At 69.4% G+C, this 24,351-nt stretch carries 22 protein-coding genes; 13 read left to right on the forward strand and 9 right to left on the reverse strand.

Going from position 1 to position 24,351, the window contains the following annotated elements; genetic code table 11:
* Window positions 1–195 precede the first annotated feature (195 nt).
* On the forward strand, window positions 196–1,353 hold the full coding sequence (locus tag QY917_RS14115; RefSeq protein WP_011803516.1) for an ABC transporter substrate-binding protein: 1,158 nt from the start codon (window positions 196–198) through the stop codon (window positions 1,351–1,353).
* A gap of 243 nt (window positions 1,354–1,596) precedes the next feature.
* Here QY917_RS14115 and QY917_RS14120 read toward each other — a convergent pair whose 3' ends face one another.
* Window positions 1,597–3,063: an acetyl-CoA hydrolase/transferase family protein gene (locus QY917_RS14120; RefSeq protein WP_103736943.1), complete on the reverse strand. Its 1,467-nt coding sequence runs from the start codon at window positions 3,061–3,063 to the stop codon at window positions 1,597–1,599.
* Window positions 3,064–3,316: 253 nt separating this feature from the next.
* Between QY917_RS14120 and QY917_RS14125 the strand changes: the two genes are divergently transcribed.
* On the forward strand, window positions 3,317–4,048 hold the full coding sequence (locus QY917_RS14125) for a zf-TFIIB domain-containing protein (protein WP_123675398.1): 732 nt from the start codon (window positions 3,317–3,319) through the stop codon (window positions 4,046–4,048).
* A gap of 135 nt (window positions 4,049–4,183) precedes the next feature.
* Here the strand turns inward: QY917_RS14125 and QY917_RS14130 are convergent, their stop codons facing one another.
* The 6 genes from QY917_RS14130 to ubiM all read right to left on the reverse strand — a co-directional run bounded on the left by QY917_RS14130 (window position 4,184) and on the right by ubiM (window position 11,819).
* Window positions 4,184–5,470 carry a solute carrier family 23 protein gene (locus tag QY917_RS14130; RefSeq protein WP_123675397.1) on the reverse strand — a complete coding sequence of 429 codons (1,287 nt, stop codon included), beginning with the start codon at window positions 5,468–5,470 and terminating at the stop codon, window positions 4,184–4,186.
* A gap of 13 nt (window positions 5,471–5,483) precedes the next feature.
* The gene (locus tag QY917_RS14135; protein WP_123675396.1) at window positions 5,484–6,422 is read right to left on the reverse strand and encodes an alpha/beta fold hydrolase; all 939 of its coding nucleotides are present in this window, start codon (window positions 6,420–6,422) and stop codon (window positions 5,484–5,486) included.
* A gap of 199 nt (window positions 6,423–6,621) precedes the next feature.
* Window positions 6,622–7,224 carry a TetR/AcrR family transcriptional regulator gene (locus QY917_RS14140; protein ID WP_123675395.1) on the reverse strand — a complete coding sequence of 201 codons (603 nt, stop codon included), beginning with the start codon at window positions 7,222–7,224 and terminating at the stop codon, window positions 6,622–6,624.
* 242 nt (window positions 7,225–7,466) lie between these two features.
* Window positions 7,467–9,377: a radical SAM protein gene (locus tag QY917_RS14145; RefSeq protein WP_302077617.1), complete on the reverse strand. Its 1,911-nt coding sequence runs from the start codon at window positions 9,375–9,377 to the stop codon at window positions 7,467–7,469.
* A 78-nt stretch (window positions 9,378–9,455) separates the two neighbouring features.
* Window positions 9,456–10,466, reverse strand: a complete 1,011-nt coding sequence (locus QY917_RS14150) for a sensor domain-containing diguanylate cyclase (RefSeq protein WP_302077618.1) — start codon at window positions 10,464–10,466, stop codon at window positions 9,456–9,458.
* An 87-nt stretch (window positions 10,467–10,553) separates the two neighbouring features.
* Window positions 10,554–11,819 carry a 5-demethoxyubiquinol-8 5-hydroxylase UbiM gene (gene ubiM, locus QY917_RS14155; protein ID WP_123675393.1) on the reverse strand — a complete coding sequence of 422 codons (1,266 nt, stop codon included), beginning with the start codon at window positions 11,817–11,819 and terminating at the stop codon, window positions 10,554–10,556.
* A 172-nt stretch (window positions 11,820–11,991) separates the two neighbouring features.
* Here ubiM and QY917_RS14160 point away from each other — a divergent pair, with 172 nt between their 5' ends.
* Both QY917_RS14160 and QY917_RS14165 read left to right on the forward strand, forming a co-directional pair.
* Window positions 11,992–12,231 (forward strand): DUF6139 family protein, encoded by a 240-nt coding sequence (locus QY917_RS14160; protein WP_012655189.1) that lies wholly within the window; start codon window positions 11,992–11,994, stop codon window positions 12,229–12,231.
* A 97-nt stretch (window positions 12,232–12,328) separates the two neighbouring features.
* The gene (locus tag QY917_RS14165; protein WP_123675392.1) at window positions 12,329–14,419 is read left to right on the forward strand and encodes an acetoacetate--CoA ligase; all 2,091 of its coding nucleotides are present in this window, start codon (window positions 12,329–12,331) and stop codon (window positions 14,417–14,419) included.
* A 33-nt stretch (window positions 14,420–14,452) separates the two neighbouring features.
* Here QY917_RS14165 and QY917_RS14170 read toward each other — a convergent pair whose 3' ends face one another.
* Window positions 14,453–15,382: a LysR family transcriptional regulator gene (locus tag QY917_RS14170; protein ID WP_123675391.1), complete on the reverse strand. Its 930-nt coding sequence runs from the start codon at window positions 15,380–15,382 to the stop codon at window positions 14,453–14,455.
* 130 nt (window positions 15,383–15,512) lie between these two features.
* Between QY917_RS14170 and QY917_RS14175 the strand changes: the two genes are divergently transcribed.
* The 9 genes from QY917_RS14175 (at window position 15,513) to minE (ending at window position 23,662) form a co-directional block, all read left to right on the forward strand.
* On the forward strand, window positions 15,513–16,499 hold the full coding sequence (locus QY917_RS14175; protein WP_123675390.1) for a tripartite tricarboxylate transporter substrate binding protein: 987 nt from the start codon (window positions 15,513–15,515) through the stop codon (window positions 16,497–16,499).
* A complete protein-coding gene (locus tag QY917_RS14180; protein ID WP_123675389.1) occupies window positions 16,496–17,743 on the forward strand; it encodes a CaiB/BaiF CoA-transferase family protein in 1,248 nt (415 codons plus the stop codon). The genes QY917_RS14175 and QY917_RS14180 overlap by 4 nt, the downstream gene beginning before the upstream one ends.
* On the forward strand, window positions 17,740–18,897 hold the full coding sequence (locus QY917_RS14185; RefSeq protein ID WP_123675388.1) for an acyl-CoA dehydrogenase family protein: 1,158 nt from the start codon (window positions 17,740–17,742) through the stop codon (window positions 18,895–18,897). The genes QY917_RS14180 and QY917_RS14185 overlap by 4 nt, the downstream gene beginning before the upstream one ends.
* A gap of 14 nt (window positions 18,898–18,911) precedes the next feature.
* Entirely contained in the window at window positions 18,912–19,943 is a 1,032-nt protein-coding gene (locus QY917_RS14190; RefSeq protein ID WP_123675387.1) for an acyl-CoA dehydrogenase family protein, read from the forward strand.
* Window positions 19,944–20,052: 109 nt separating this feature from the next.
* On the forward strand, window positions 20,053–20,841 hold the full coding sequence (locus tag QY917_RS14195; RefSeq protein WP_047350876.1) for a crotonase/enoyl-CoA hydratase family protein: 789 nt from the start codon (window positions 20,053–20,055) through the stop codon (window positions 20,839–20,841).
* A 57-nt stretch (window positions 20,842–20,898) separates the two neighbouring features.
* Window positions 20,899–21,522, forward strand: coding sequence for a CDP-diacylglycerol--serine O-phosphatidyltransferase (gene pssA / locus QY917_RS14200; protein WP_011803534.1), 624 nt, complete (start codon window positions 20,899–20,901; stop codon window positions 21,520–21,522).
* Between the two features lie 231 nt (window positions 21,523–21,753).
* Window positions 21,754–22,521, forward strand: coding sequence for a septum site-determining protein MinC (gene minC, locus QY917_RS14205; RefSeq protein WP_011803535.1), 768 nt, complete (start codon window positions 21,754–21,756; stop codon window positions 22,519–22,521).
* Between the two features lie 53 nt (window positions 22,522–22,574).
* The gene (gene minD, locus QY917_RS14210; protein ID WP_011803536.1) at window positions 22,575–23,390 is read left to right on the forward strand and encodes a septum site-determining protein MinD; all 816 of its coding nucleotides are present in this window, start codon (window positions 22,575–22,577) and stop codon (window positions 23,388–23,390) included.
* Between the two features lie 5 nt (window positions 23,391–23,395).
* Complete coding sequence (minE, locus tag QY917_RS14215; RefSeq protein ID WP_011803537.1) at window positions 23,396–23,662, forward strand: cell division topological specificity factor MinE; 267 nt, start codon at window positions 23,396–23,398, stop codon at window positions 23,660–23,662.
* A 75-nt stretch (window positions 23,663–23,737) separates the two neighbouring features.
* Here minE and QY917_RS14220 read toward each other — a convergent pair whose 3' ends face one another.
* Window positions 23,738–24,298, reverse strand: coding sequence for a flavin reductase family protein (locus QY917_RS14220; RefSeq protein ID WP_012655197.1), 561 nt, complete (start codon window positions 24,296–24,298; stop codon window positions 23,738–23,740).
* Between the last annotated feature and the right edge of the window lie 53 nt (window positions 24,299–24,351).

Raw genomic sequence — 24,351 nt, forward strand, 5'->3', positions numbered from 1 at the left:
GCCCGGCAGCGGCGCCGGGCTTTGGCACGATTGGTGGGCTCGGTGGCGGAAGTTGCAACCTCCACGCGCCCAGAATCGACCGGTTTGCTCGTTTGGAGCTTATCCGTTTCCCGTGCGCAGTGCTTTGCGTGGCCCATCAGCGGGCCGGGGCGCCGCGGGGCAGCCTTCCCATCCAACCCACACATTCCTTTGACCATGCAACGCCGCCAGTTTGTCCTCCAAGCCGGCCGAGCCGCCGCCCTCGCGGCCGCGCCGGCCTTCGTGCTCCCGGCCCGTGCGCAGGACGCGCCAGGCGTGTCCGCCAAGGCCCTCTCGATCGGCTGCTCGGCCGCCATGAGCGGCCCGCTGCTGGGCTTTGGCACCGACATCCAGCTGGGCGCGGGCGCTGCTTTCGCGCAGGCCAACGCGCGCGGCGGTGTGCATGGGCGCACGCTGCAGCTGCAGATGGTGGACGACGCCTATGACCCCGAGCGCACGCTGGCCAACGTCAAGCAGATCATCGGCCAGGGCAGTGCACTGGCGCTGCTGTCGTGCGTGGGCACGCCCAACAACGCGGCCATCGTGCCGCTGGTGGAAGAGGCCGGTATTCCTTACGTGGCGCCGATCACGGGCGCGTCGTCGCTGCGCAAGAGCACGCGCAACGTGTTCCATGTGCGCGCCAGCTACACCGACGAGGTGCAGCGCCTCATCCAGCGCCTGGCGGGCATGGGCCTGAAGGGCATCGGTGTGGTGTACCTGGACAACGGCTACGGCCGCGAAATGCTGGAGGACGCCACGCGCGCCCTGGCGGCACTGAACATGAAGCCCGCCGTGCAGGTGGCCGTGGCCACCGACGGCAAGAACCTGCCGCAGGTGCTGCAGGCCGTGGCCGCGGCGCGCCCCTCGGCCGTTCTGCTGGCGACCGCGGGCACGGTGTCCGTGGGCCTGGTGCGCGGCATCAAGAAGGAATCGCCCGGCGTGCTCATGGCCGGCCTGAGCGTGACGCTGCCCAGCGCCAGCCTGGGCCAGCTGGGCGAGGACGGCAGCGGCCTCGCGCTGTCCATGATCGTGCCCGACCCCAACCGCGCCAAGCTGCAGCTGGTGCGCGACTACCAGTCCGCCATGCGCGCGCAGGGCAAGAGCGAGTTCTCGCAAGGCAGCCTGGAGGCCTACGTGAACGCGCGCGTGCTCATCGAAGGCCTGGACCGCGCCGGCAAGGACGTGACCCAGCCCAAGCTGCGCGCGGCGCTGGCGGGCATCCGCAACCTGGACCTGGGCGGCTTCGTGGTGGACTACAGCGGCCAGGCGCCCTACGTGGGCTCGCGCTTCATCGACCTGGGCGTGCTGGGCAGCACGGGCCGCTTCATCGCCTGAACACGGCACCGCTGAGGCGCTTTGCGCCTCGGTGCAGCCCAAGGCAGCAGCCCTTCGGGGCCGTCCAAGCCTGCGCAGGCAGCTAGCGCGCCCCGCAGTCCCGCTCTCGTATTTGCTGCGCGATGCGGGCAGGGGGCGCGCCCCACGGCCAGGGGGCGGCGCGGCCGGTCCAGGCCCTTGCCTGGGGCGCGCCAGTTCTCCGTTCTTTCTGTAGGCCCCGGGGCGCCAGGGACGGCTGGGCCCTCAGGGCAGCATGCTGCCCGTGGCCAGGCAGCGCTCGTGCCAGGACAAGGCCTCGCCCAGGATGTGGGGCGTGTGCTGCGCGCCCTTGCTGCGCGCGCGGTCGAAATAGTCCTGCAGCAGCGGGCGGAAGTCCGGGTGCGCGCACTTGTCGATGATGACCTGCGCGCGCTGGCGTGGCGACAGGCCGCGCAGGTCGGCCAGGCCCTGCTCGGTGACGATGATCTGCGTGTCGTGCTCGGTGTGGTCCACGTGCGAGACCATGGGCACGATGCAGCTCACCTTGCCGCCCTTGGCCACCGAGGGCGTGACGAAGAACGACAGGTAGCCGTTGCGCGCATAGTCGCCCGAGCCGCCGATGCCGTTCATCATGGCCGAGCCCATCACGTGCGTGGAATTGATGTTGCCGTAGATGTCGGCCTCGATCATGGCGTTCATGGCGATCACGCCCAGGCGCCGCACCAGCTCGGGGTGGTTGCTGATCTCCTGCGGGCGCAGCACGATGCGGTCGCGGTAGAAGGCAATGTGCTCGTTGAAGTCCTTCAGCGCCTCGCTGCTCAGCGAGATCGCGGTGGCCGACGCCGCAGTCATCTTGCCGCGCTTGATCAGCTCCAGCATGCCGTCCTGCAGCACCTCGGTGAAGCCCAGCAGTTCGTCGAACGGGCCGTCCAGCAGCCCGGTCAGCACCGCGTTGGCCACGTTGCCCACGCCCGACTGCAGCGGCAGCATGTTCTTGGGCAGTCGGCCCACCTTCACCTCGTGGGCCAGGAAGTCGATGATGTGCGCCGCGATCTGGTTGGAGACTGCGTCGGGTTTGGCGAAGGCCGTGTCGCGGTCGCGCTGGTGCGTCTGGACCACCGCGATCACCTTGGACGGGTCCACGCGCAGGTAGGGCTCGCCGATGCGCTCGGTGGCCTGCGTCAGGTGGATAGGCTGGCGGCGCGGCGGGATGGCCGTGCCGTAGTAGATGTCGTGCATGCCCTCCATCTCGATCGGGGGCAGCGAGTTCACCTCGAGGATCACCTTGTCGGCGATCTCCAGCCAGGTCTTGTTGTTGCCCACGGCGGACGAGGGGATCAGGCGGCCGTCGGGCAGGATGCCCAGCACCTCCACCACGGCCACCTGCATGGGGCCCAGGAAGCCGAACCACGCGTGCTGCGCCACGTGCGAGAGGTGGATGTCCAGGTAGTGCACCTCGCCCGCGTTGATCTTGTCGCGGCAGATCGGGTCCGACTGGAACGGCAGGCGCTGGTGGATGCCGTTCACCTTGGCCAGCGCGCCGTCCAGTTCGGGCGCGGTGGAGGCGCCTGTCCACACGTTGACCTGGAACGGCCGGCCTGCTGCATGCTCGGCCTCGATGCGCGCGGCCAGCGCCTGGGGCACCTGCTTGGGATAGCCCGCGCCGGTGAAGCCGCTCATGCCGATATTGGCGCCGGCCGGGATCAGGGCCGCGGCTTCGGCCGCGCTCATGATTTTCTGGGCCAGACCGGGGTGCTGGATACGGGGGGACGACGAGGTGGACACGCTAACTCCAGACGGACAAGCGCCCCGTGCAGGCCTGGCGGGCAGCTGGCGCGGGGCGCAAAAAAGAGCGTAAATCTTAGCAGCCGCTCCGTGCGCGGCTAGGGATAACCCTGGCCTTACACCGCGCTGACGCAGGCCGCACGCGCAGGCACGGCCGCGTCGCGGCAACGGCCGGGCAGGCAGTACGATCGCGTCCACCATGCCGTTCACACCGCTTTGCCCCTCGTGCCGCCAGCCCTCCGAGATCCGGCGATTTGCCGCCAGCACCGGAGGCACGCTGGAGCTGGACCTGTGCTTTGCCTGCCAGGGCATGTGGTTCGACCCGCAGGAGAACACGCGCCTGGCGCCGGCGGCCGTGCTGGAGCTGTTCGAGCTGCTGCACCAGCACCGAGGCGACGCACACCACCCGCTGGCCGACCGGCTGCGCTGCCCGCGCTGCAGCCAGGCGCTGGCCAAGGGCTACGACGTGGCGCAGGGCGGGCGCTACGTCACCTACCGCTGCGCGGCGCGCCACGGGCGCTTTTCGACCTTTGGCTCGTTCATGGTCGAGAAGGGCTTCGTGCGGCACCTGTCCACGATGGAGATCGAGGCGCTGGCCGAGCGTGTGGGCACCATCAACTGCACAAGCTGCGGCGGCACCGTGGACATCCGTCACGACCACGCCTGCCCTTACTGCCGCTCGGCCCTGTCGCTGCTGGACCCGCAGGCGGTGGACAAGGCCCTGGCGCGCCACGGCAGCGCCGCCCGTCAGACCGCGCCGGCGGACGCCGCCTCGCCCGACGCCCTGGCCGACGCGCTGGTGGCGCTGGAGCGCAACCGTGCGCGGGAGGAGCGTGCGCGCCAGCGCGAACGGCTGGAGGGCACGCGCAGCGACGAGTTCGACCTGCTCACGGCGGGCATCGAGATGGTGTGGTCACTGCTGCGGCGTTGATCTGTTTGCTACTAAAAAAAGAGCTGTTGGCGCTTGTTACGGTTGATTATCAAGGCGGAAAGTGCCTTGAATCGTTTCAGAATAAGCGCTAGCAGCTATGGATATGGGAGCGCGCCTGGGCGCTCCCGCCCAGCCTTACTTGCCGCGGTTCAGGGCCGCGTAGAGCACGATGGCGCCGAAGGTCGCGGTGCCGATGCCGCCCAGCGCGAAGTCGCCGAACTTCAGCGTGAATTCGCCCGTGCCCAGGATCAGCGTGATCGCCGCCACGATGAGGTTCTTGTTCTGCGAGAAGTCCACCCGGTTGTCCACCCAGATCTTGGCGCCGGCAATCGCAATCAGGCCGAACACCACGATGGACACGCCGCCCATCACCGGCAGCGGGATCGCCTGGATCAGCGCGCCGAACTTGGGCGAGAAGCCCAGCAGCACCGCCAGCAGCGCCGCGACCAGGAACACCGCCGTGGAGTAGATGCGCGTGGCGGCCATCACGCCGATGTTCTCGGCGTACGTCGTCACGCCCGTGCCGCCGGCCGCGCCGCTCACCATCGTCGCCACGCCGTCGCCGATGAAGGCGCGGCCCATGTACTGGTCCAGGTTCTTGCCGGTCATGGCCGTCACGGCCTTGATGTGGCCCAGGTTCTCGGCCACCAGGATGATGACCACGGGCACGATGAGCAGCAGGGCGTTGGCCTCGAACACCGGCGCATGGAACTGCGGCAGGCCAAACCAGGCGGCGTTGGCGATGCCCGACACGTCGATCGGCTTGCCCAGGCCCATGCCGTTGGTCAGCAGCGCGTACAGCAGGCTGGCGATGATCAGTCCCACCAGGATCAGCAGGCGCTGCAGCATGCCGCTGGTGAATACCGCCACCAGCGCCACACACACGAAGGTCAGGGCCTGCATCCAGGCCTCGAAGTTGTTGGCCGCCATGTTCTTGATGGGGATGCCGGCCAGGTTCAGCCCGATCACGGCCACCACCGCGCCGGTGACCACCGGGGGCATGAAGCGCTCGATCCAGCCCGTGCCCACCAGGTGCACCACCACGCCCACCAGCGTGTACACCAGGCCGCAGGCGATGATGCCGCCCAGCGCCACGCCGATGTTGGCGTTGGGCCCCTTGCCTGCATAGGCCGTGGCCGCGATCACCACGCCGATGAAGGCGAACGACGAGCCCAGGTAGCTCGGGACCTTGCCGCCGGTGATGAGGAAGAAGATCAGCGTGCCGATGCCGCTCATCAGCACCGCCACGTTGGGGTCGAACCCCATCAGGATGGGCGCCAGCACCGTGGCGCCGAACATGGCAATCACGTGCTGGATGCCCATCAGCCCCGTTTGCGGCCAGGGCAGGCGTTCGTCGGGGCCGATCACCCCGCCCGATTGCAGCACCTGCGCCGGGCGCTCCGTCCATTGGAAAAGTCCCATCAATCACTCCTTGTTATGAAAAGTGGGGCGATGTTAGGGCTTGTTCATCCTGTTTGCCTGGTGCCGGTGCCGCCTGCGCGAAGGCGGCCACCGCCTGCAGCACCTCGGGCGCTTGCAGCATGCCCCTGTGCCCCAGCCCCTCGGTGACCAGCAGGCGCGCGCCAGCGATCGCGTCGCGGAAAGCCTCGCCATCGGCAAGGCGGTTCACGCGGTCGCCGCGGTCGTGCACCACCAGCGTGGGCACGGCCACGCGCGGGCCCACGGCGGCGGGCTCGAACTGGCGCATCAGGATGCCCTCGCGCGCCTCGATGCGCTGCTGCATGGCCGCGCGGGTGCGCTCCGTCAGACCGAACACCTGGGCGAACACCCGCGTGAACTCGTGTGGCGAGGCCGGAGGCGCCAGCAGCACCAGCCGATCCGCGGGCAGGCCCCGACTGGCCGCATGCGCCGCGGCGTTGGCCGCCAGCGAATGCGCGACCACGGCGCCCAGCGACGCGCCCTCGGCGCGCAGTCGCTCGGCCACGTACTCCAGCGCGCGGGAGAACTGAGGGAGGTTGCTCACCCGGCCGCGGCTGCGGCCATGCGCCGGCATGTCCACCAGCACGGGGGCCAGGCCGCCGTCCGCCAGTGCGTCGGCCAGCCTCTGCATCTGCCCCGCCTGGCCGCCCCATCCGTGCAGCAGCAGGGCCGTGGGGCCCTGTGCGGCGTGGTGGCGGTAGAGGGTGATCTCGGCGTCCTCAAACGGCCAGCGCTCCACGCGCCAGAGGGCGCCCCAGGGCGCGTTGCGGGCCGGCCGGCGCAGCGGCAGCGGCGTGCCGAACAGCCGGTAGGCCGCGCGCACCGCCAGCGTGGGCCACAGCCGCTGGGTGGCGGCCATCGCCCAGCGCAGGGCGCGCACGCCCGTGACGTTACGGTAGTAGGCAGGAGTGGTCTGCAATGCGGTGGGGGTCATGGTGTGGGCTCAGTAGAAGATCCAGTCGGCATTGCTGCGTGGCAGGGCGCGCAGCAGCCGCAGCGCACACCAGGACAGGCGCAGGGCGGCCACGACGGCCGCGATGAAAAGCATGATCAGCATGATTGCTCCTTTATTCGCACGGTTGTGCGAAATTTGGGAAAAGAAAAACAAGGGTTCCGTGCCACGCCCCGCGGATTCAGGCTTGGTAACTCTTGACCAGGCGCTCCCAGGACGCCTCGGTGCGATGCGCCGCCTGCGGGTCGCGCAGGAAGCGCACGTCGTGCAGCTGGCCCATGATGAGCGCGCTGATCTCGCCCGCCAGCTGGTCGGCGGACGTATCGGCGCGCAGATGCCCGGCCTCGACGGCCTGCAACACCGTGCGGCGCAGCGCGGCGCGCCAGCGCAGCACCTCGCTGAGCAGCAGGTCGCGCAGCTCGCCTTCGCGGTCGTCCAGCTCGAACGCGCCGGCCGTGAAAATGCAACCCTGGTGGGCCTCCACGTCGCGGGTGCGCGCGATCCAGCGCCGCACGATGGTGTCCAGGCGCGGCAGGCCCTTGGGCTGCTGCATGGCGGGCACGAACACGTCGGCGATGAAGCGGCGACCGAATTCCTCGATCACGGCCTTCTGCAGCGCCTCGCGCGAACCCACGCGAGAGAACACGCCGCTCTTGGACAGCTGCACGCGGTCGGCCACGGCCTGCAGCGTGATGGCCTCCAGCCCCTCGGCCGCGGCCAGGTCCAGCGCCGCGCCGATGATGGCCATGCGTGTGAATTCCGCCTTCTGGGTCTTGGCATCCATGATGGAGCGCAATTTAGCACAATTGTGCGAAAAATGGCGGAGGCGCTCTTTTCTTGTTCAGAAGTCAGCCTGTCGAGGCAGCGTTGACGCCATGCGTTGACCTACCGGGCGCCCTGACTGCGCGGGTTGCCGGGGCTGCTATACGCAATGACAGGTGGTGGAGGCCATGTTCCGCGTTGGCACCCGCCACAGGGTCTCGCGGACTCTGACGCCCCCGCGCAACCGGCCATGGCACATTGCAGTCAGCCGCGCGATGCCAGCGCCCGTGCGATGCGGTCGCGCTTGACCGTGGTTTTGGGTACGCGGAACGGGAACCACATGCGCACGTCCTCTTCCAGCCCGATGCCGTGCATGTAGTTGTAGATGGCTTTCTTGAGCCCCGCGCCCAGTGCGTCGTGGTCCACGCCCGTGGGGTCGACGAAGGCCACGTCGTTCTTGGCGAAGCCGCCGGGCGGCAGCGGCGCGAGGGTGATGCCGTATTCCGCGGGGTTCTGGCCCACGGGCGAGTGCACGGTGCAAGCGAAGCGGTGAAAGAACCCGCTCTGGATACAGCCGTTGCCGAACAGCTGGCGCACGTACTCCAGTGCGTCCACCGTGTCCTGCACGGTCTGCGACGGAAAGCCGTACATGAGGTAGGCATGCACTAGGATGCCCGCGTCGCTGAATGCGCGGGTCACGCGCGCCACCTGGTCCACGCTGACACCCTTCTTCATCAGGCCCAGCAGCCGATCGGAGGCGACCTCCAGCCCGCCCGAGATGGCGATGCAGCCCGCGTCGGCCAGCAGCTCGGCCAGCTCGGGCGTGAAGGTCTTTTCAAAGCGCACGTTGCCCCACCAGGAGATGCCGGTGCCGCGTGCGATCAGCTCCTGCGCGAGCGCCTTGAGGGCCTTGGGCGGCGCGGCTTCATCGACGAAGTGAAAACCGGTCTGCCCGGTCTCGGCCACGATGGCCGCGATGCGGTCGGCCAGTACCTGGGCGCTGGCGCCCTCGTAGCGGCCGATGTAGTCCAGATTCACGTCGCAGAAGCTGCACTTCTTCCAGTAGCAGCCGTGCGCCACGGTGAGCTTGTTCCAGCGCCCGTCGCTCCACAGCCGGTGCATGGGGTTGAGCATGTCCAGCAGCGACAGATAGCGCTGAAGCGGCAGGCCGTCCCAGGTGGGCGTGCCGATCTCGGCAAAGGCGACGTCGGGCTCTGCCAGGTGAATGTACTGCACGGCACCATCGTCATTGCGCACAAAGGTGCGCACCAGCCGCTGGCGCCCGCGCTGGCCTTGCAGGTGCTCCAGCAGCGCGAGCAGCGGGCGCTCGCCGGCGTCCAGCGTCACGTAGTCGAAAAAATCGAACACCCGTGGGTCGGCCAGCTCGCGCAGCTCGGTGTTGACGAAGCCGCCGCCCAGCACGGTGACGATGTGCGGGTGCTGTGCCTTGAGGGCCTGGGCAATGCGAAACGCGCCGTACACCGAGCCCGGGAAGGGCACCGAGAGCAGCACCACGCCGGGCTGGTGGCGCGCGACGGCCTCATGGGTGAGCTGCTGCAGCACCTCGTCCAAGAAGGTCGGCGCCTGCGCCAGCGCGTCGGCCAGCGGGTCGAACGTGGGCTGGCTGCCGGCGAGCTGTTCGGCGTATCGCACAAACTCGAAACGCGCGTCCACGGCGCCCTGCAGCACGTCCGCCAGGTCGTTGAGGTACAGCGTGGCCAGATGCTTGGCCTTGTCGGTCAGGCCCAGGGCGCCGAAGGCCCAGCCCAGCGGGTCGCCGCTGCCGTCGTCCTCGTACACGTCCAGCGCCGCGAAGCGCGGCCCCTCCGGCAGGTAGTGGCGGCCCACGATGCGGTGCGCGAGGGTGCTGTCGCGCCCCTGCAAAAAGGCCATGGCTGGGCCGATGGTGGCCAGGTACCGCTCCTGCTGTGCAAGAAAGAACTGCACCGCCGGGCTCTGCGCGTTTGCGGGCAGGGCCCGCGCCCTTTCGGCGACCTGCGCGAGACCGTCGCGCGAGAGCAGCCGCAACACCAGCGCGATCGCCAGGTCCTCCTGCCACGCCGGCACGCCGCGCGAGCGCAGAAAGCCCGTGAGGTAGGCGGTGGAGGGGTAGGGCGTGTTGAGCTGCGTCATCGGCGGGATGACGGACAGCACGCGGGGCAGGGCTGCGGGCATGGGCAAAGGGGTGGAGGGGGCTGGCAGAGCGGCGGATTATCCCGGCCCCCTGCCGCGCATGCCCGTGCGGGGGCTTGTTCAGCGCACGGCGCGGCGCGCCTTCTTGGCGGCGTACATGGCGCGGTCGGCCTCGCGCAGCGCCTCGTCGGCCGTCATGTCGTTGGGGAGCACGGCGATCACACCCACGCTGGCGCCCGCGTAGTCGATGGGGGCGTCCGCCCCGCCAAAGCGCCCGCGCGTGGCCTGTGCCAGGCGCTGGCCGAACCCCTGGCGGGCCGCCTCCAGCGCCGGGCCGGGCGCGGGGCCGGGGCCTACGGCCACGAACTCATCGCCCCCGTAGCGTGCGACGAAGTCCTGCGCGCGCGCGGCGCCGCGCAGCCGCTCGGCCATGTCGGCCAGGAAGAGGTCGCCCACCTCGTGGCCATAGGTGTCGTTGATCGCCTTGAAACCGTCCAGGTCCATGAAGGCGATCAGCACCGCCGTGCCCTGGCGCGCGCCTTGCGCCAGTTGCTGGTGCAGCATTTCGCGCAGCGCGCGGCGGTTGGGTAGGCCGGTAAGGGCATCGGTCGCCGCATAGGCCGCCAGCCGGGCATTGGCCTGCAGCAATTGCTGCAGCAGCAGCTCGCGCTCGACCTGCTGGCCAATGAGCCGCGCGAACAGCGTCAGCGCGTTGCGCGCCTGCGAAGTGAGCTCCTGGCGCTCGTCGCTGGCGGCGCAAAGCGTGCCGTAGAGCTGGCCGTCGGCCATGCGCACCGGTGTGCTGGCGTAGGTCTGGATGCCCAGCGCCGCGGCGGCCTGCGAATCGCCCCAGCATTGCCCCACGTCGGCGGTGAAGGGGCGGCCCTCGTCCAGCGCGCGTTTGCACAACGTGTCGTGCCAGGGCACGCTCAGTCCCTCCGGGATCTGCATCTGGCGCGTGTTGCGCGCGTACAGCACACGCTGCACACCCCGCTCCAGGTCCACCACCGTGAGGTAGGTGGATTCGAACCCGGTGATGTCTTCCAGCAGCTCCAGCAGTGGCCGGGTGAGCTCTTCGACGGTGCGTGCGCGGGTGTCGGTCTCGCTGAGATGGTCCAACAGGTTGTCCATGCGGCCATTATGGATGGGTGTGCCGCAGGACGTAGGCCGGGACAGGCAGCGAGTGCCTGCCCCTCCAGTTGGATGGCGGTGTGCGCACTAAGGTGCGGCGCTGGGCCAGGCGGGGCGCCGGCCTGTGAGCTGGCTCACGATGGCGCCCTTGAGGGGCGGCAGCCGGTTGGCGCCCGCCAGCACCACCTGGCGCAGCAGGCGGGGCAGCGGCCGGTCGTCGGTGTACAGGCGCACGATGGCATTCGTGCCCTGGTACAGCGGCCAGGCGTGGCGGTGATGGCCGCGCGCGTAACCCTCCAGCACGCTGGCGGCGCCGATGTCCGCGCCACGCTCGCGTGCCTGGGTGAGAGTGCGCGTGAGGCTGTCCACACCCGCCAGCCCCAGGTTGAACCCGTGCGCCGTCACCGGGTGCATGCCGACGGCCGCGTCACCCAGCAGCGCGCAGCGCGCGGCGGCGAAGCGGTGCGCATACACGGCGACCAGCGGGTAGGCGTGGCGCTCGCCCACCAGCCGCATTGCGCCCAGGCGGTCCTTGAACTGGGCTTGCACGCGTGCGGCGAATGCCTCAGGGGGCAGTGCCAGCAACTCCTGCGCATGCGCCGCGCCGGTGGTGACCACGGCCGAGCACATCGGCGCGCCATCGACCAGGTCGCCCGGCAGCGGCAGGATCGCCAGCGTCTGCTCGTAGCCGAAGCACTCGTGCGCGACCTCGTGGTGCGGCAGTTCATGGCGCAGGCGGCAGACGATGACCGTGCGGCCGAAGTCGTGCATGGCTGCGCCGATGCCCAACTGGCGCCGCGTGGCGGAAAAGCGGCTGTCGGCCGCCACCAGCAGCGGGGCCTGCAGACGCAGGGGCGCTGCGTCGAGGTTGCGGGTGTCGGTGTATTCCAGCTCGGCATGCGCGGGCGTGACGGCCACGCGGGTGACGCGCGCCTCGGTGACCAGTCGTACGCCGGGCGTGTGCGCGGCTACCTCGTAGGCCGTGCGGCGCAGCGCGTGGTTGGGCACGATCCAGCCCAGATGCTGGACGCCGCTGCCGCCTGCGTGCAGCTGCATGGCCCCGCGCTGGCCCACGGGGCCGTCGTGCACCTGCGCCTCGCGCAGCAGGCCGACCTCGTGCGCGGCCAGGCGCTGCCAGCTGCCGATGCGCTGCAGCGTGGCCACGCTGGGGTGGGTGAGTGCAATCTCGCGCCCGTCGGCCGGGGGCGCGGCCAGCGTGGAGGCGGGTTGCTGCTCCAGCACCGTGACCTGCATGCCGGCCTGGGCCAGCGAGGCCGCCAGCGACAGCCCGGCAGGCCCCGCACCCACGACGAGCACGTCGCTGCGCTGAGAGGAAACGTCTTGTGTTGTCATGATTCAGAAACAGGCCGCCGGCAGTGGCAACAGCGGGCAATTGTCGGCAGGGCAGAAAGCGGCGATCTTGCCTTGCGTCAAGCACGGCGGCCATGCGGCCGCTTCCTACGCCGGGCGGGCGATGGTCTCACTACAGTGGAGAACCCTGCAACCAGCAAGCAAAGGACCCGACATGCGCGTGGACATCTACCGCCGATCCGAAGCCGAGGGGCGTTATTCCCATCTGGCCGTGCCCGAGGGCAAGCCCATACCGCAGGAGGCCATCAATACCGATTGGAACTGCGAGCACCGCGCCGTGGAACGGGACGAAACCCAGGCGCACTGGAACGACCTTGGTATTCCCGAGCCCGGACGGCAGCTGCGCGACAAGGGCTATGCCATCACCAGCGTGACGGAGCAGCCGCGGCGCTGAGGCCAGGTGCGGCCGGCGAGGTGCCGCCGGCCAGGTGCGACCGGCCAGTTGTCACGCGTGGCGCGCACGGCGACCGCGACCGCGCTAGGCTGTGCGCATGGAGACACACCACAACATCCCCCCAACACACCCGCCTTACGCGCCCCAGATACGCCGCTACCAGGATTGGCTGCAGGCGCAGCACGGCCTGCGCTTTGACGATTACGACGCGCTCTGGCGCTGGTCCACCACCGATCTGGACGCCTTCTGGCAGAGCGTCTGGGACTATTTCGACCTGCAGTCGCCCACGCCGCACAGCGCGGTACTCGCAAAGAACGTGATGCCGGGGGCGCAGTGGTTTCCCGGCGCGCAGGTGAACTACGCGCGCCAGGTGCTGCGCCATGTGGACGCCGCACAGGCCGCGGGCCAGCCGGCCCTCATCGGCCGCAACGAACGCGGCGAGCGCCGCGAGCTGTCCTGGCCCGCGCTGCGCCGGCAGGTGGCGGCGCTGGCGCTGCACATGAGGGCCCAAGGCGTACAGCCCGGCGATCGCGTGGCAGCCTACCTGCCCAACATCCCCGAGACCATCGTCGCCTTCCTGGCCTGCGCCAGCATCGGTGCGGTGTGGAGCCTGTGCGCGCCCGACATGGGCACGCACGCGGTGCTGGACCGCTTCCGCCAGATCGCACCGACGGTGCTGTTGGTCGTGGACGGCGTCACCTATGGGGGGCGCGACCACGACCGTTGCGACGTGCTGGCGGAACTGCGCGCGCAACTGCCCACGCTGCGCCACGTGGTGCTGGTGAACAACCTGGATGCTTCAAAAACAGTAGCTGATACCGCTTGCTACGCAAGCGTCATCGCCCGAAATGATGCAGAGACTGCGGCCTTTGAACCGGCGTGGCTGCCGTTCGACCACCCGCTGTGGATCGTCTATTCCAGCGGCACCACCGGCCTGCCCAAGCCCATCGTGCACGGCCATGGCGGCATGTTGCTGGTGATGCTGCAGCTGGCGGTGCTGCACAACGACATCGGCTGCAGCTACGCGCCCAACTCCCTGGGCGAGCGCTACCACTGGTACAGCTCCACCGGCTGGATCATGTGGAACGCCCAGGTCGGCGGCCTGCTGGGCGGCACCACCTGCGTGCTGTACGACGGCAACCCCGGCGGCAGCAAGGAGCGGCCCGACTGGACAGTGCTGTGGCGCATGGCAGCCGAGGAGCGCGTGACCTTCTTCGGCGCTGGCGCCGCGTTCTACGGCCACTGCATGAAGGCCGGGATCACCCCTGCGGCCTGCGGCGATCTGTCGGCGATCCGCGTGCTGGGCTCCACGGGGTCGCCGCTGCCTGCCGAAGTGCAGCGGTGGGGATCGCAACTCCTGGCCAGCGCGGGCGTGCCTCAGGTCTGGTGGTGCAACATCTCCGGCGGCACCGACTTCGCGGGCTCCTTCATCGGCGGCAATCGCGAGCTGCCGCAAACGCCCGGGCGCATGCAGTGCCGCATGCTGGGCGCAGCCGTCGAGGCCTGGGACGAACGAGGCCGCCCGGTACTGGACGCCGTGGGCGAGCTGGTGTGCACCCAGCCCATCCCGTCCATGCCCTTGTTCCTGTGGGGCGACGCCGATGGCGCGCGCTACCGCGCCAGCTACTTCGACATGTACCCGCCCGGCCATGGCCGCAGGCCCGGCGGCGGGGATCTGGGGCCCGAGGCCGGGGCCGTCTGGCGCCACGGCGACTGGATCGAGATCGGCTCCAGCGCCCGCCCCGGCTGCGTGATCTACGGCCGCAGCGACGCCACCATCAACCGCCACGGCCTGCGCATGGGCACGAGCGAGATCTACAGCGCCGTCGAGGCCCTGCCCGAGGTGCTCGACAGCCTGGTGGTGGACCTGGAATACCTGGGCCGCGCGAGCTACATGCCGCTGTTCGTGGTGCTGCGCAGCGGCCTGGTGCTGGACGACGGCCTGCGCGCGCGGATCAACGACGCCATCCGCGCCAGCCTGAGCCCGCGCTTCCTGCCCGACGAAATCGTGCAGGTGGCCGAGGTGCCGCGCACGCTGAGCGGCAAGAAGCAGGAGCTGCCCGTCAAGAAGCTGCTGCTGGGTCAGCCGATGGACAAGGTGGTCAACCCGGACGCGATGGCCAATCCCGGCTGCCTGGCGTGGTACGTGGACTTTGCCGCGCGGCGTGCGGCCGGTGGTGCTTCATAAAAGATAGCTAATCACGCTTGATGGACGGGCGGTTCAGCCCGGTTTGTCCCAGTTCTCTCCTTCCACGCGCGGCACGCTGGCAAAGCGCAGCGCGTGCTCGGTGAAGCGCTCCACCACGCGGCTGGTGCCGCCGGCCAGGCGCGCCAGCGCAATGCCCACGTGAAAGCCCGGCGGGTTGTCGGTGAGCGCCAGGCATTTCACGCCGCGCGGCACCACCTGCCGCGCCACGCTGGCCACCAGGCCCACGCCCAGGCCCGAGGCCACCAGGCTCATGATGGTCTGCACCTGCATCGCCTCCTGTGCCACGCGCGGCGCAAAGCCAGAGAACTGGCAGCGCATCATGGCCAGGGCCGAGAGGCTGGGCACCTTGTGCTGCGGGTACATGATGAAGGGCTCGTGCGCGGCCTCGGCCAGCGCGATGGCGTCGCGCTGCGCCAGCGGGCTGCTCTCGGCCACGGCCAGCACGAAGTCGTCGCGGTCCAGCGGCAGCAGCTCGAAGCCGCTCGGGTCCAGCACCGGGTAGCGCAGCAGGCCGGCATCGAAGCGCCGCGACACCAGCCCCTCCAGGATCTCGGACGACGTGGCTTCGCTCAGCTCCAACTCGATCTGCGGATAGCGCTGGCGCAGTGACGGAATGAGCTGCGGCAGCAGCGCATAGGTGGCCGAGCCGATGATGCCCAGGCGCAGCAGCCCGCCCTCGCCCTCCCGCGCGTCCTGTACCGCCTGGCGGCACTGCTGGGCGTGGAACAGCGCGCGGCGCGCGTCCCCCAGCATGGCTTCGCCGGCCGGGGTGAGCACCACGCCCGTGGTGGTGCGCTCGAACAGGGGGCTGCCGAGTTCCTCCTCCAGCTTGCGGATGGACACCGACAGCGGCGGCTGCGCCATGTGCAGGCGCTCGGCCGCGCGGTGGAAGTTGCCGGTTTCCGCCAATGCGACGAACTGGCTGAGTTGCCGGAGGTTCATGCGATATGCAAAAAGTATTGAAATCTAAATTCTTAATATTAGACAGCATGCAAGGTGCTGCCTAGAGTGCCAACTCCGACCCCTTTGCGGGGCACCGTAGCGGAGCAGAGACTCCAAGGAGACATTGCACATGGCATTCCACCGCAGAACCACCCTGCGCGCCCTGGCGGGCGCCAGCCTCATGGCCCTGGGCGCCGCCCTCGCGCCCGCCGTGCAGGCGCAGGCCTTCCCGTCCAAGACCCTCAAGTTCGTCGTGCCGTTCGGGCCCGGCAGCGGCACCGACACCTCGGCGCGCTACTTCGCGCGCAAGCTGCAGGACCTCACGGGCCAGTCCGTGGTGGTGGAGAACAAGCCCGGCGCCAACGGCTTCATCGCGGTCAAGCAGGTGCTCTCGGCCCCGGCCGACGGCTACACCGTCTTCATCGGCAGCAACTCCACGCTGGCGGTGAACGCGGCGCTGTTCAAGGAGCTGCCCTACGACCCGGTGAAGGACTTTGCGCCGCTGACCATGATGATGCGTTCGCCCGCCATGCTGGCCACGGCCCCGCAGGCGCCGTTTGCCGACCTCAAGGGGCTGGTCAGCTATGCCAAGGCCCACCCGGGCAAGGTGAACTTCGGCGCCGGCTCGGCCGGCTACCAGCTCATGGGCGAGCTGCTCAACGACAGCGCCGGCGTGCAGACCGTGCATGTGCCGTTCAAGGGCGCCGGCGAGACCATGACCGCCCTCGCGGCGGGCACCGTGGACTACGCCTTTGCCGAAGTCACGGCCGTGCAGGAGCTGGCCAAGGGCGGGCGCGTCAAGGTGCTGGCCGTGGCGGCGGACAAGCGCGTGGCCACCTCGCCCGACGTGCCCACCGCCAGCGAGGCCGGCCTGCCCGGCTTCGAGGCCTACACCTGGGTGGGCGCGATGGTCAGCAGCAAGACACCCGCGGCCGAGACCGCCAAGCTGGCCGAGCTGTTCACCACCATCTCCAAGATGGATGAGACCCGCGCCTTTTACGAGCGCCTGGGCGCCACGCCCATGACCGGCGGCCCCGCCCAGATGCACGAGTTCCAGAAGAACGAGATCGCGCTGTGGAAGCGCATCGTCACTCAGGCCAAGGTGCCGCTGCAATGACCTCGCCGGCCGCCCTGCAACCCGGCGCGCTGCAGCACGTGAAGGTGCTGGACCTGTCGCGCGTGCTGGCCGGCCCCTGGGCCGGCCAGACGCTGGGTGACCTGGGCGCCGAGGTCATCAAGGTGGAGCGCCCCGGCAGCGGCGACGACACGCGCGCCTGGGGCCCGCCCTACGTGACCGACCCCGCCGGCCAGCCCACGGGCGAGTCGGCCTACTACATGTGCACCAACCGCAACAAGCAGTCGGTGACCATCGACTTCACCCGCCCCGAGGGGCAGGAGCTGGTGCGGCGCCTGGCGCAGCAGTGCGACGTGCTGGTGGAGAACTTCAAGACAGGCGGTCTGGCGCAGTACGGGCTGGACTATGCCTCGCTGAGCGCACTCAACCCGCGCCTGGTGTACTGCTCCATCACCGGCTTCGGGCAGAGCGGGCCGTATGCGCACCGCGCCGGCTACGACTTCCTGATCCAGGGCATGGGCGGGCTGATGAGCGTCACCGGCCGCCCCGACGGCGAGGACGGCGGCGGCCCGATGAAGGTGGGGGTGGCGCTCACCGACATCCTCACTGGCCTGTACGCCAGCACCGCCATCCTGGCCGCGCTGCAGGCGCGCGAGCACACCGGCCGCGGCCAGCACATCGACCTGGCGCTGCTGGACGTGGGCGTGGCGTGCCTGGCCAACCAGGGCATGAACTACCTGTACGGCGGCAAGGTGCCGCAGCGCATGGGCAACGCCCACCCCAACACCGTGCCCTACCAAGACTTCCCCACGGCCGACGGCCACATGATCCTGGCCGTGGGCAACGACGGGCAGTTCGCGCGCTTGTGCCACGCCGCGGGCCAGCCCGGCTGGGCGCAGGATGCGCGCTTTGCCACCAACGCCGCGCGTGTGGCGCACCGCCACGAACTGGTGGCGCTGATCCGCGGCGTGACGGTGGGCAAGCCCACGCGCGACTGGATCGCCCTGCTGGAGCAGCACGGCGTGCCCTGCGGCCCGATCAACACTGTGCGCGATGTGTTCGACGACCCGCAGGTCAAGGCGCGCGGCATGCAGATCGCCATGCAGCACCCCCAGGCGGGCAGCGTGCCGCTGGTGGCCAGCCCCCTGCGCCTGTCGGACACGCCCGTGAGCTACCGCCATACGCCCCCGCAACTGGGTCAGCACACCGATGCGGTGCTGGCCCGCCACCTCGGCCTTGCGCCCGAGGCACTGCAAACCTACAGAGACAACGGAGTTTTGGGATGAGTACCCTGGATTCACTCGCGCTCACGCGCATCCCTCCCGAGGACGAGGCCCTGCGCGCCGAGGTGCGTGCCTTCCTGGCCGAGGCGATCGCCGAACTGCCCGCGCATATCCGCGCGCGCTCGTGGGGCGGCTACAGCAGCGAGCTGAGCCGCAAGCTGGCCGCCCGCGGCTGGATCGGCGTCACGCTGCCCAAGGAATATGGTGGTGGCGGACGCAGCGCCTTCACGCGCTATGTACTGGTGGAGGAGTTCCTCGCCTGCGGCGCGCCCGTGGGCTCGCACTGGATTGCCGACCGCCAGAGCGCGCCGCTGATCCTGAAGTACGGCACCGAGGCGCAAAAGCAGTTCTACATCCCCAAGGTGTGCCGCGGTGAGGCGTTCTTCTGCATCGGCATGAGTGAGCCGGGCTCGGGCTCGGACCTGGCCAGCGTGAGGACGCGCGCCACGCCCAATGACCAGGGCTTTGTGCTCAACGGCCAGAAGATCTGGACCACCAACGCGCACCACTGCCAGTACATGATTGCGCTGGTGCGCACCTCCGGCAGCAGCGAGGACCGCCACAAGGGCCTGTCCCAGGTCATCGTGGACCTGTCGCTGCCCGGCGTCACGGTGCGCCCCATCGAGGACCTCTCGGGCGACCGCCATTTCTGCGAGGTGTTCTTCGACAACGTGCAGTTGGGCCCCGATGCGCTCATCGGCGCCGAGGGCCAGGGCTGGGTGCAGGTGACGGCGGAACTCGCCTTCGAGCGCAGCGGGCCCGAGCGGCTGTTCTCCAGCATCGTGCTGTTCGACCAGTGGCTTCAGTACGTGCGCACGCCGCAAGGGCGCACGGAATCGGCCCAGCGCCTGGCGGGCCAGGTGCTCACGCAGCTCGCGCCGTTGCGCGCCATGTCGGTGGCCATTCAGGACAAGCTGGTGCGCGGTGAAAGCCCCATCGTCGAGGCCGCGCTGGTCAAGGAGCTGGGCACCACGCTGGAGCAGATGATCCCCGCGGCGATCGCCGACGACCTGTTCGCCCGCGAGGCGGAAGACGTGCCGGTGGAACTGCTGATGACCCTGAAATACGTGACCGAGGCCTCGCCCTCGTTCTCTTTGCGCGGCGGCACGCGCGACATCCTGCGCGGGATGATCGCCCGGGGCCTGGGCCTGCGCTGAAACGGAGCCACGACATGAGCCAAGACAACGATCTGTTTGCCGACGCCGCCCGCCAGGTGCTGGCCGACCAGTGCACCCCCCCGGTGGTGCGCGCTATCGAATCCGGCGGGCGCGCTGCGCCTGCGACGCAGCAGCTGTGGGCGCAGCTGGAGGCCACGGGCCTCGCCGATGCGCTGCTGCCCGAGGACGAGGGCGGCGCCGGCTTGGGCCTGACCCAGGTGTTCGGCGTGCTGGAACAATGCGGCGCGCATGCGCTGCCGCTGCCGCTGGGCGAGACCATGGTGGCGCGCGCGCTGCTGGCCCAGGCCGGCGTAGCGCGCCCCACCGGCAGCATCACGCTGGCGCGTGGCGAGCGGCTGCCGGATGGCGGCGTGCGCTGCGCCCTGGTGCGCGGCGGCCAGGTGGCCGATCACGTACTGGTGCAGGCAGGCAGCGCCTGGCACCTGTTGGCCATGGCCGATGCGCAGGCCGCGCCCCAGGCGCTGGCGCTGGATGCCGCCCTGGCCTGGTCTGCTGCCCAGGTGGAGGCCGCGCCCGGGGTGCCGGCGGATGCCGCGCAAGACGCACGCACCCTGCAGGCCGCCGTGGTGGCCCCGCAGATGGCCGGCGCGCTGGGCGACGTGTTCCGCCGCACGCTGCAGTACGCCAACGAGCGCCAGCAGTTCGGCCGCCCCATCGGCAAGTTCCAGGCCATCCAGCACCAGCTGGCGGTGATGAGCGAGCATGTGTTCGCCGCGCGCATGGCTGCGCAGCTGGGCTGCAACGGCGCCGGTGTGCTGCCCGACCGGCTGCGTGTGGCCACCGCCAAGGCGCGCTGCAGCGAGGCCGCATTGGCCGTGGCCGAGTTCGCCCACGCCATCCACGGCGCCATCGGCTTCACCGCGGAATACGACCTGCAGCTGTTCACCCGCCGCCTGCACGCCTGGCGCCAGACGGCCGGAAGCGAGTCTTACTGGCACGGCGTGGCCGGCCAGGCGCTGCTGGCGCACGGCGGGCTGACGCTGGACCTCGTGCGCCGCATCACCGACGTGGAAATGATGCTCTGAAAACCATAGCTGTTTGCGCATACCAATCAAGGCGTTCAATGTGTTTTCATATTGAAATCAAGCGGTGATGTGCGCTGGCAGCTCCTACTTTTGATTACGGAGAGACACCATGGCCTTCCTGACCATTGAACGCGACGGCGGCATCCTGACCGCCACCATGAACCAGCCCGAGACGCGCAATGCGCTCACCGGCAACACGGCCGTGCAGGAGTTCGTGCAGCTGTGCGACACCGTGCGCAAGGACGCCAGCGTGAAAGTGCTGATCCTCACCGGCGCAGGCCCCATCTTCAGCTCGGGCGGCAACGTCAAGGACATGCAGCGCTTCTTCGACGATGCGCTCACGCCCGACCTGATCCGCGAGGAATACCGCCAGGGCATCCAGCAGATTCCCAACGCGCTGTACCAGCTCGACGTGCCGGTGATCTGCGCCGTCAACGGCCCGGCCATCGGCGCGGGGCTGGACCTGACCTGCATGTGCGACATCCGCATCGCGGCCGAGAACGCCACCTTTGCCGAGAGCTTCGTGCGCGTGGGCATCGTGCCCGGCGACGGCGGCGCCTGGCTGCTGCCGCGGGCCGTGGGCATGGCCAAGGCGTCCGAGATGGCTTTCACCGGAGAGGCCATCAGCGCCCAGGACGCCCTGGCCTGCGGCCTGGTGAGCCGCGTGGTGCCGGCCGACCAGCTCCTGCCCACCGCGCGTGCGCTGGCCGAGAAAATCGCCGCCAACCCCGGTGCCGTGATGCGCATGACCAAGCGGCTGCTGCGCGAGGGCGAGCACGCCTCGCTGGCCTCGCTGCTGGAGATCTCCGCCGGCTACCAGGCCATCGCCCACAAGACGGCCGACCACCGCGAGGCGGTCACCGCCTTCATCGAGAAGCGCGCCCCGCGTTTCCAGTAGACCGAATCAGCCATCGGCGGACAAGGAAAGGCCCGGCGGCCGTTCGATAATGCCGCCATGGCTTCTCCCCACAAACGCTTTTCGATGATCCGCGAGTTCCACCTCGCGGACTGGTTCACGCTGGGCAACGCGGTGTGCGGCGTCGGGGCGCTGTTCTCGTCGATGACCTATCTGGAAACGTCGGACGTGCGCCATGTGTACTTCGCCTGTGCGCTGGTGCTGGCGGCGCTGGTGTTCGACGTGCTGGACGGGCGCATCGCGCGCTGGCGGCAGAAAAGCTCGGCCATGGGGCGCGAGCTGGATTCGCTGGCCGACGTGATCTCCTTCGGCGTGGCGCCCGCCATCATCGCCTACGCCTGCGGCATGCAGGGGCTGTACGACCGCGTGGTGCTGGCCTTTTTCGTGGCCTGCGGCGTGTCGCGCCTGGCGCGCTTCAACATCACGGCCGAAACGCTGGCCGAGGGCCCGTCGGGCAAGGTCAAGTACTTCGAGGGCACGCCGATCCCCACCTCCATCGTGCTCGTGGGGCTGATGGCCGTGGCCGCCAGCGTGGGCGCGGTGCGCGGCCAGCTGTGGCTGGGGTCGGTGACGATCGGCGGTTTCACGCTGCACCCGCTGGTGCTGCTGTTCGCACTGTCGGGCTCGCTGATGATCAGCCGCATCCGCATTCCGAAGTTCTGAGCATCCCCCCCGCGGCGCTGGCGCACCTTTCCCCTTCTCTCGCCGCGCTGCGCGGCGCGAAGGGGGCGCAGCCGGTGGACTCGTGAAGCCAGATCCGCGGCTGCCCAGGCCTGGGGTGCGCCCGGGTTCGCCGCACGTCCTGATACGGTGGCAGCGGCGCAGCGCAGGTACACTTTGCGGCTTCGAGGCGGCGCCCGTGCGCGGCGTCTTTTTTCCCATCCGAACCGCTTCATGGCCGTTGATACGGCGGGCCAGGCCCGCACCCACCTAGACCTCAAGAGTGCCCAGCTGCCCGTGGTGGCCATGGTGCTCAAGACCACCGACGTGGCCAGCATCGCCGCCGAGCTGGCTGCCCGCAGGGCCGACGACCCCGAATTTTTCGACAACGACCCGGTGCTGATCGACCTCTCGGCCGTGCAGGACGAGCCGCAGCCCATCGACTTCGCCGCGCTGGTCAAGACGCTGCGCAGCCATCGTACGCAGCCCGTGGCCGTGCGCGGCGGCAGCAGCGCGCAGAGGCAGGACGCGCACGACGCGGGCCTGATTGCCGCCCCCGACGCGCCGCCCCCCCGCATGCAGGCTCCGCGTGAGAACACTCCCCGCGAGGTGGTCCACGAAGTCATCCGCGAGGTGGAGGTCGTGCGCGAGGTCCCCGTGCCCGCGCCGGCGCCGGGGACCGTGGTGGTGGACAAGCCGCTGCGCTCGGGCCAGCAGGTGTATGCCCGCGGCTCGGACCTGGTGGTGATGGCCGTGGTCAGCTTTGGCGCCGAGGTGATCGCCGACGGCAACATCCACGTGTACGCACCGCTGCGCGGGCGCGCCATCGCCGGCGCGCGCGGCGACACCAGCGCCCGGATTTTCAGCACCTGCATGGAGCCGCAACTGGTCTCCGTGGCAGGCATCTACCGCACCACCGAGACCGAGCTGCCCGACAACGTGCGCGGCAAGCCGGCCCAGGTGCGGCTGGACGGTGAGAAGCTGCTCATCGAGCCGCTGTGACTGTCCCCACCCTTTCTTACTCCACAGACCGCAACGCAAGGACCTCTCAGAACATGGCCAAAATCGTCGTCGTGACCTCCGGCAAGGGGGGCGTGGGCAAGACCACCACCAGTGCCGCCTTCGCATCGGGCCTGGCGCTCGCCGGCCACAAGACCGCCGTCATCGACTTTGACGTCGGCCTGCGCAACCTGGACCTCATCATGGGCTGCGAGCGCCGCGTGGTGTATGACCTGATCAACGTGATCCAGGGCGAGGCCAACCTGAACCAGGCCCTCATCAAGGACAAGCAGTGCGAGAACCTGTTCGTGCTGGCCGCCAGCCAGACGCGCGACAAGGACGCGCTCACGCAGGACGGCGTGGGCAAGGTGCTCAAGGACCTCGCCGACATGGGCTTTGACTACATCGTCTGCGACTCGCCCGCCGGCATCGAAAGCGGTGCGCTGATGGCCATGCACTTCGCCGACGAGGCGCTGCTGGTCACCAACCCCGAAGTCTCCAGCGTGCGCGACTCCGACCGCATCCTGGGCATGCTCAGCAGCAAGACCAAGCGCGCCATCGAAGGCGGCGAGCCCGTCAAGGAACACCTGCTGATCACGCGCTACAACCCCCATCGTGTGGAAGACGGCCAGATGCTGAGCCTGGAGGACATCCAAGACATCCTGCGCATCAAGCTCATCGGCGTGATCCCCGAGTCCGAGAGCGTGCTGCAGGCCTCCAACCAGGGCCTGCCCGCCATCCACCTGTCGGGCACCGATGTGTCCGAGGCCTACAAGGACGTGGTTGCGCGCTTCCTGGGCGAGGACAAGCCCCTGCGTTTCATCGAGGCGGCCAAGCCCGGCTTCTTCAAGCGCATCTTCGGCGGGAGGTAAGCGAGATGTCCCTGCTGTCCTTCCTGCTCGGCGAGAAGAAAAAGACGGCCTCGGTGGCCAAGGAGCGCCTGCAGATCATCCTGGCGCACGAGCGCAGCGGCCGCAGCGCCGGCCAGCCCGACTATCTGCCCGCGCTGCAGCGCGAGCTGGTGGCGGTGATCTCCAAGTACGTGAAGATCAACGCCGACGACCTGAAGGTCCACTTCGAGCGCCAGGACGACCTGGAAGTGCTGGAGGTGAAGATCGAACTGCCCGAGGCGACAGCCAAGTAACGGGCAGATATCCGGCCCGTTCCGCCCAGCCCCGAAGCGGCCGGGCGTGCCTGCGCTCCGGCGCAAGCCGGGGCGCTATTTCTCCATCGGGCGGGCTACGGTGGCCGAAAGGCTTCCCAGCGGATGCTCCGTATAGAACACCCCCCCGTGGTACAGCAGGGGCGAAGCGCCTTCCCGGTGGCTGCAACGCTCCACCTGGCCGACGAAGATCGTGTGGTCGCCCTCCACGTACTGGCTGCGGTTGAAGCACTCGAACACGGCCGCCGCGCCGTCCAGCACCGGCACGCCGCTCCGTCCCAGGCGGTAGGCCACGCCGGCGAAGCGGTCGATGCCGCGCGTGGCGAACTGCTCGGCCAGGGCGCGCTGTTCCACCGTCAGCACATTGATGGCGTAGTGCGTGGCACGGGAAAAAGCGGGCAGCGACGACGTCTTGTGCCCCAGGCTCCACAGCACCAGCGGCGGCTCCAGCGACACCGAGTTGAACGAGTTTGCCGTCATGCCGATCAGCGCGCCGCCTTCCCCGCGCGCCGTGACGATGGTCACGCCTGTGGCGAACATGCCCAGCGCGTCGCGGAACTCGCGTGGCGTGAAGACGGGAGGTTGGCTGGAGGGCGGGTGGGGCAGGCGGCTGTTCACGAAGGGGGGGCGGCGCCCTGGGCGCGCCGCGTAGGGCAATGGGAGGGCTATTA

This window comes from Diaphorobacter sp. C33 (assembly GCF_030503915.1).
GTDB classification, from domain to species: domain Bacteria; phylum Pseudomonadota; class Gammaproteobacteria; order Burkholderiales; family Burkholderiaceae_C; genus Diaphorobacter; species Diaphorobacter nitroreducens.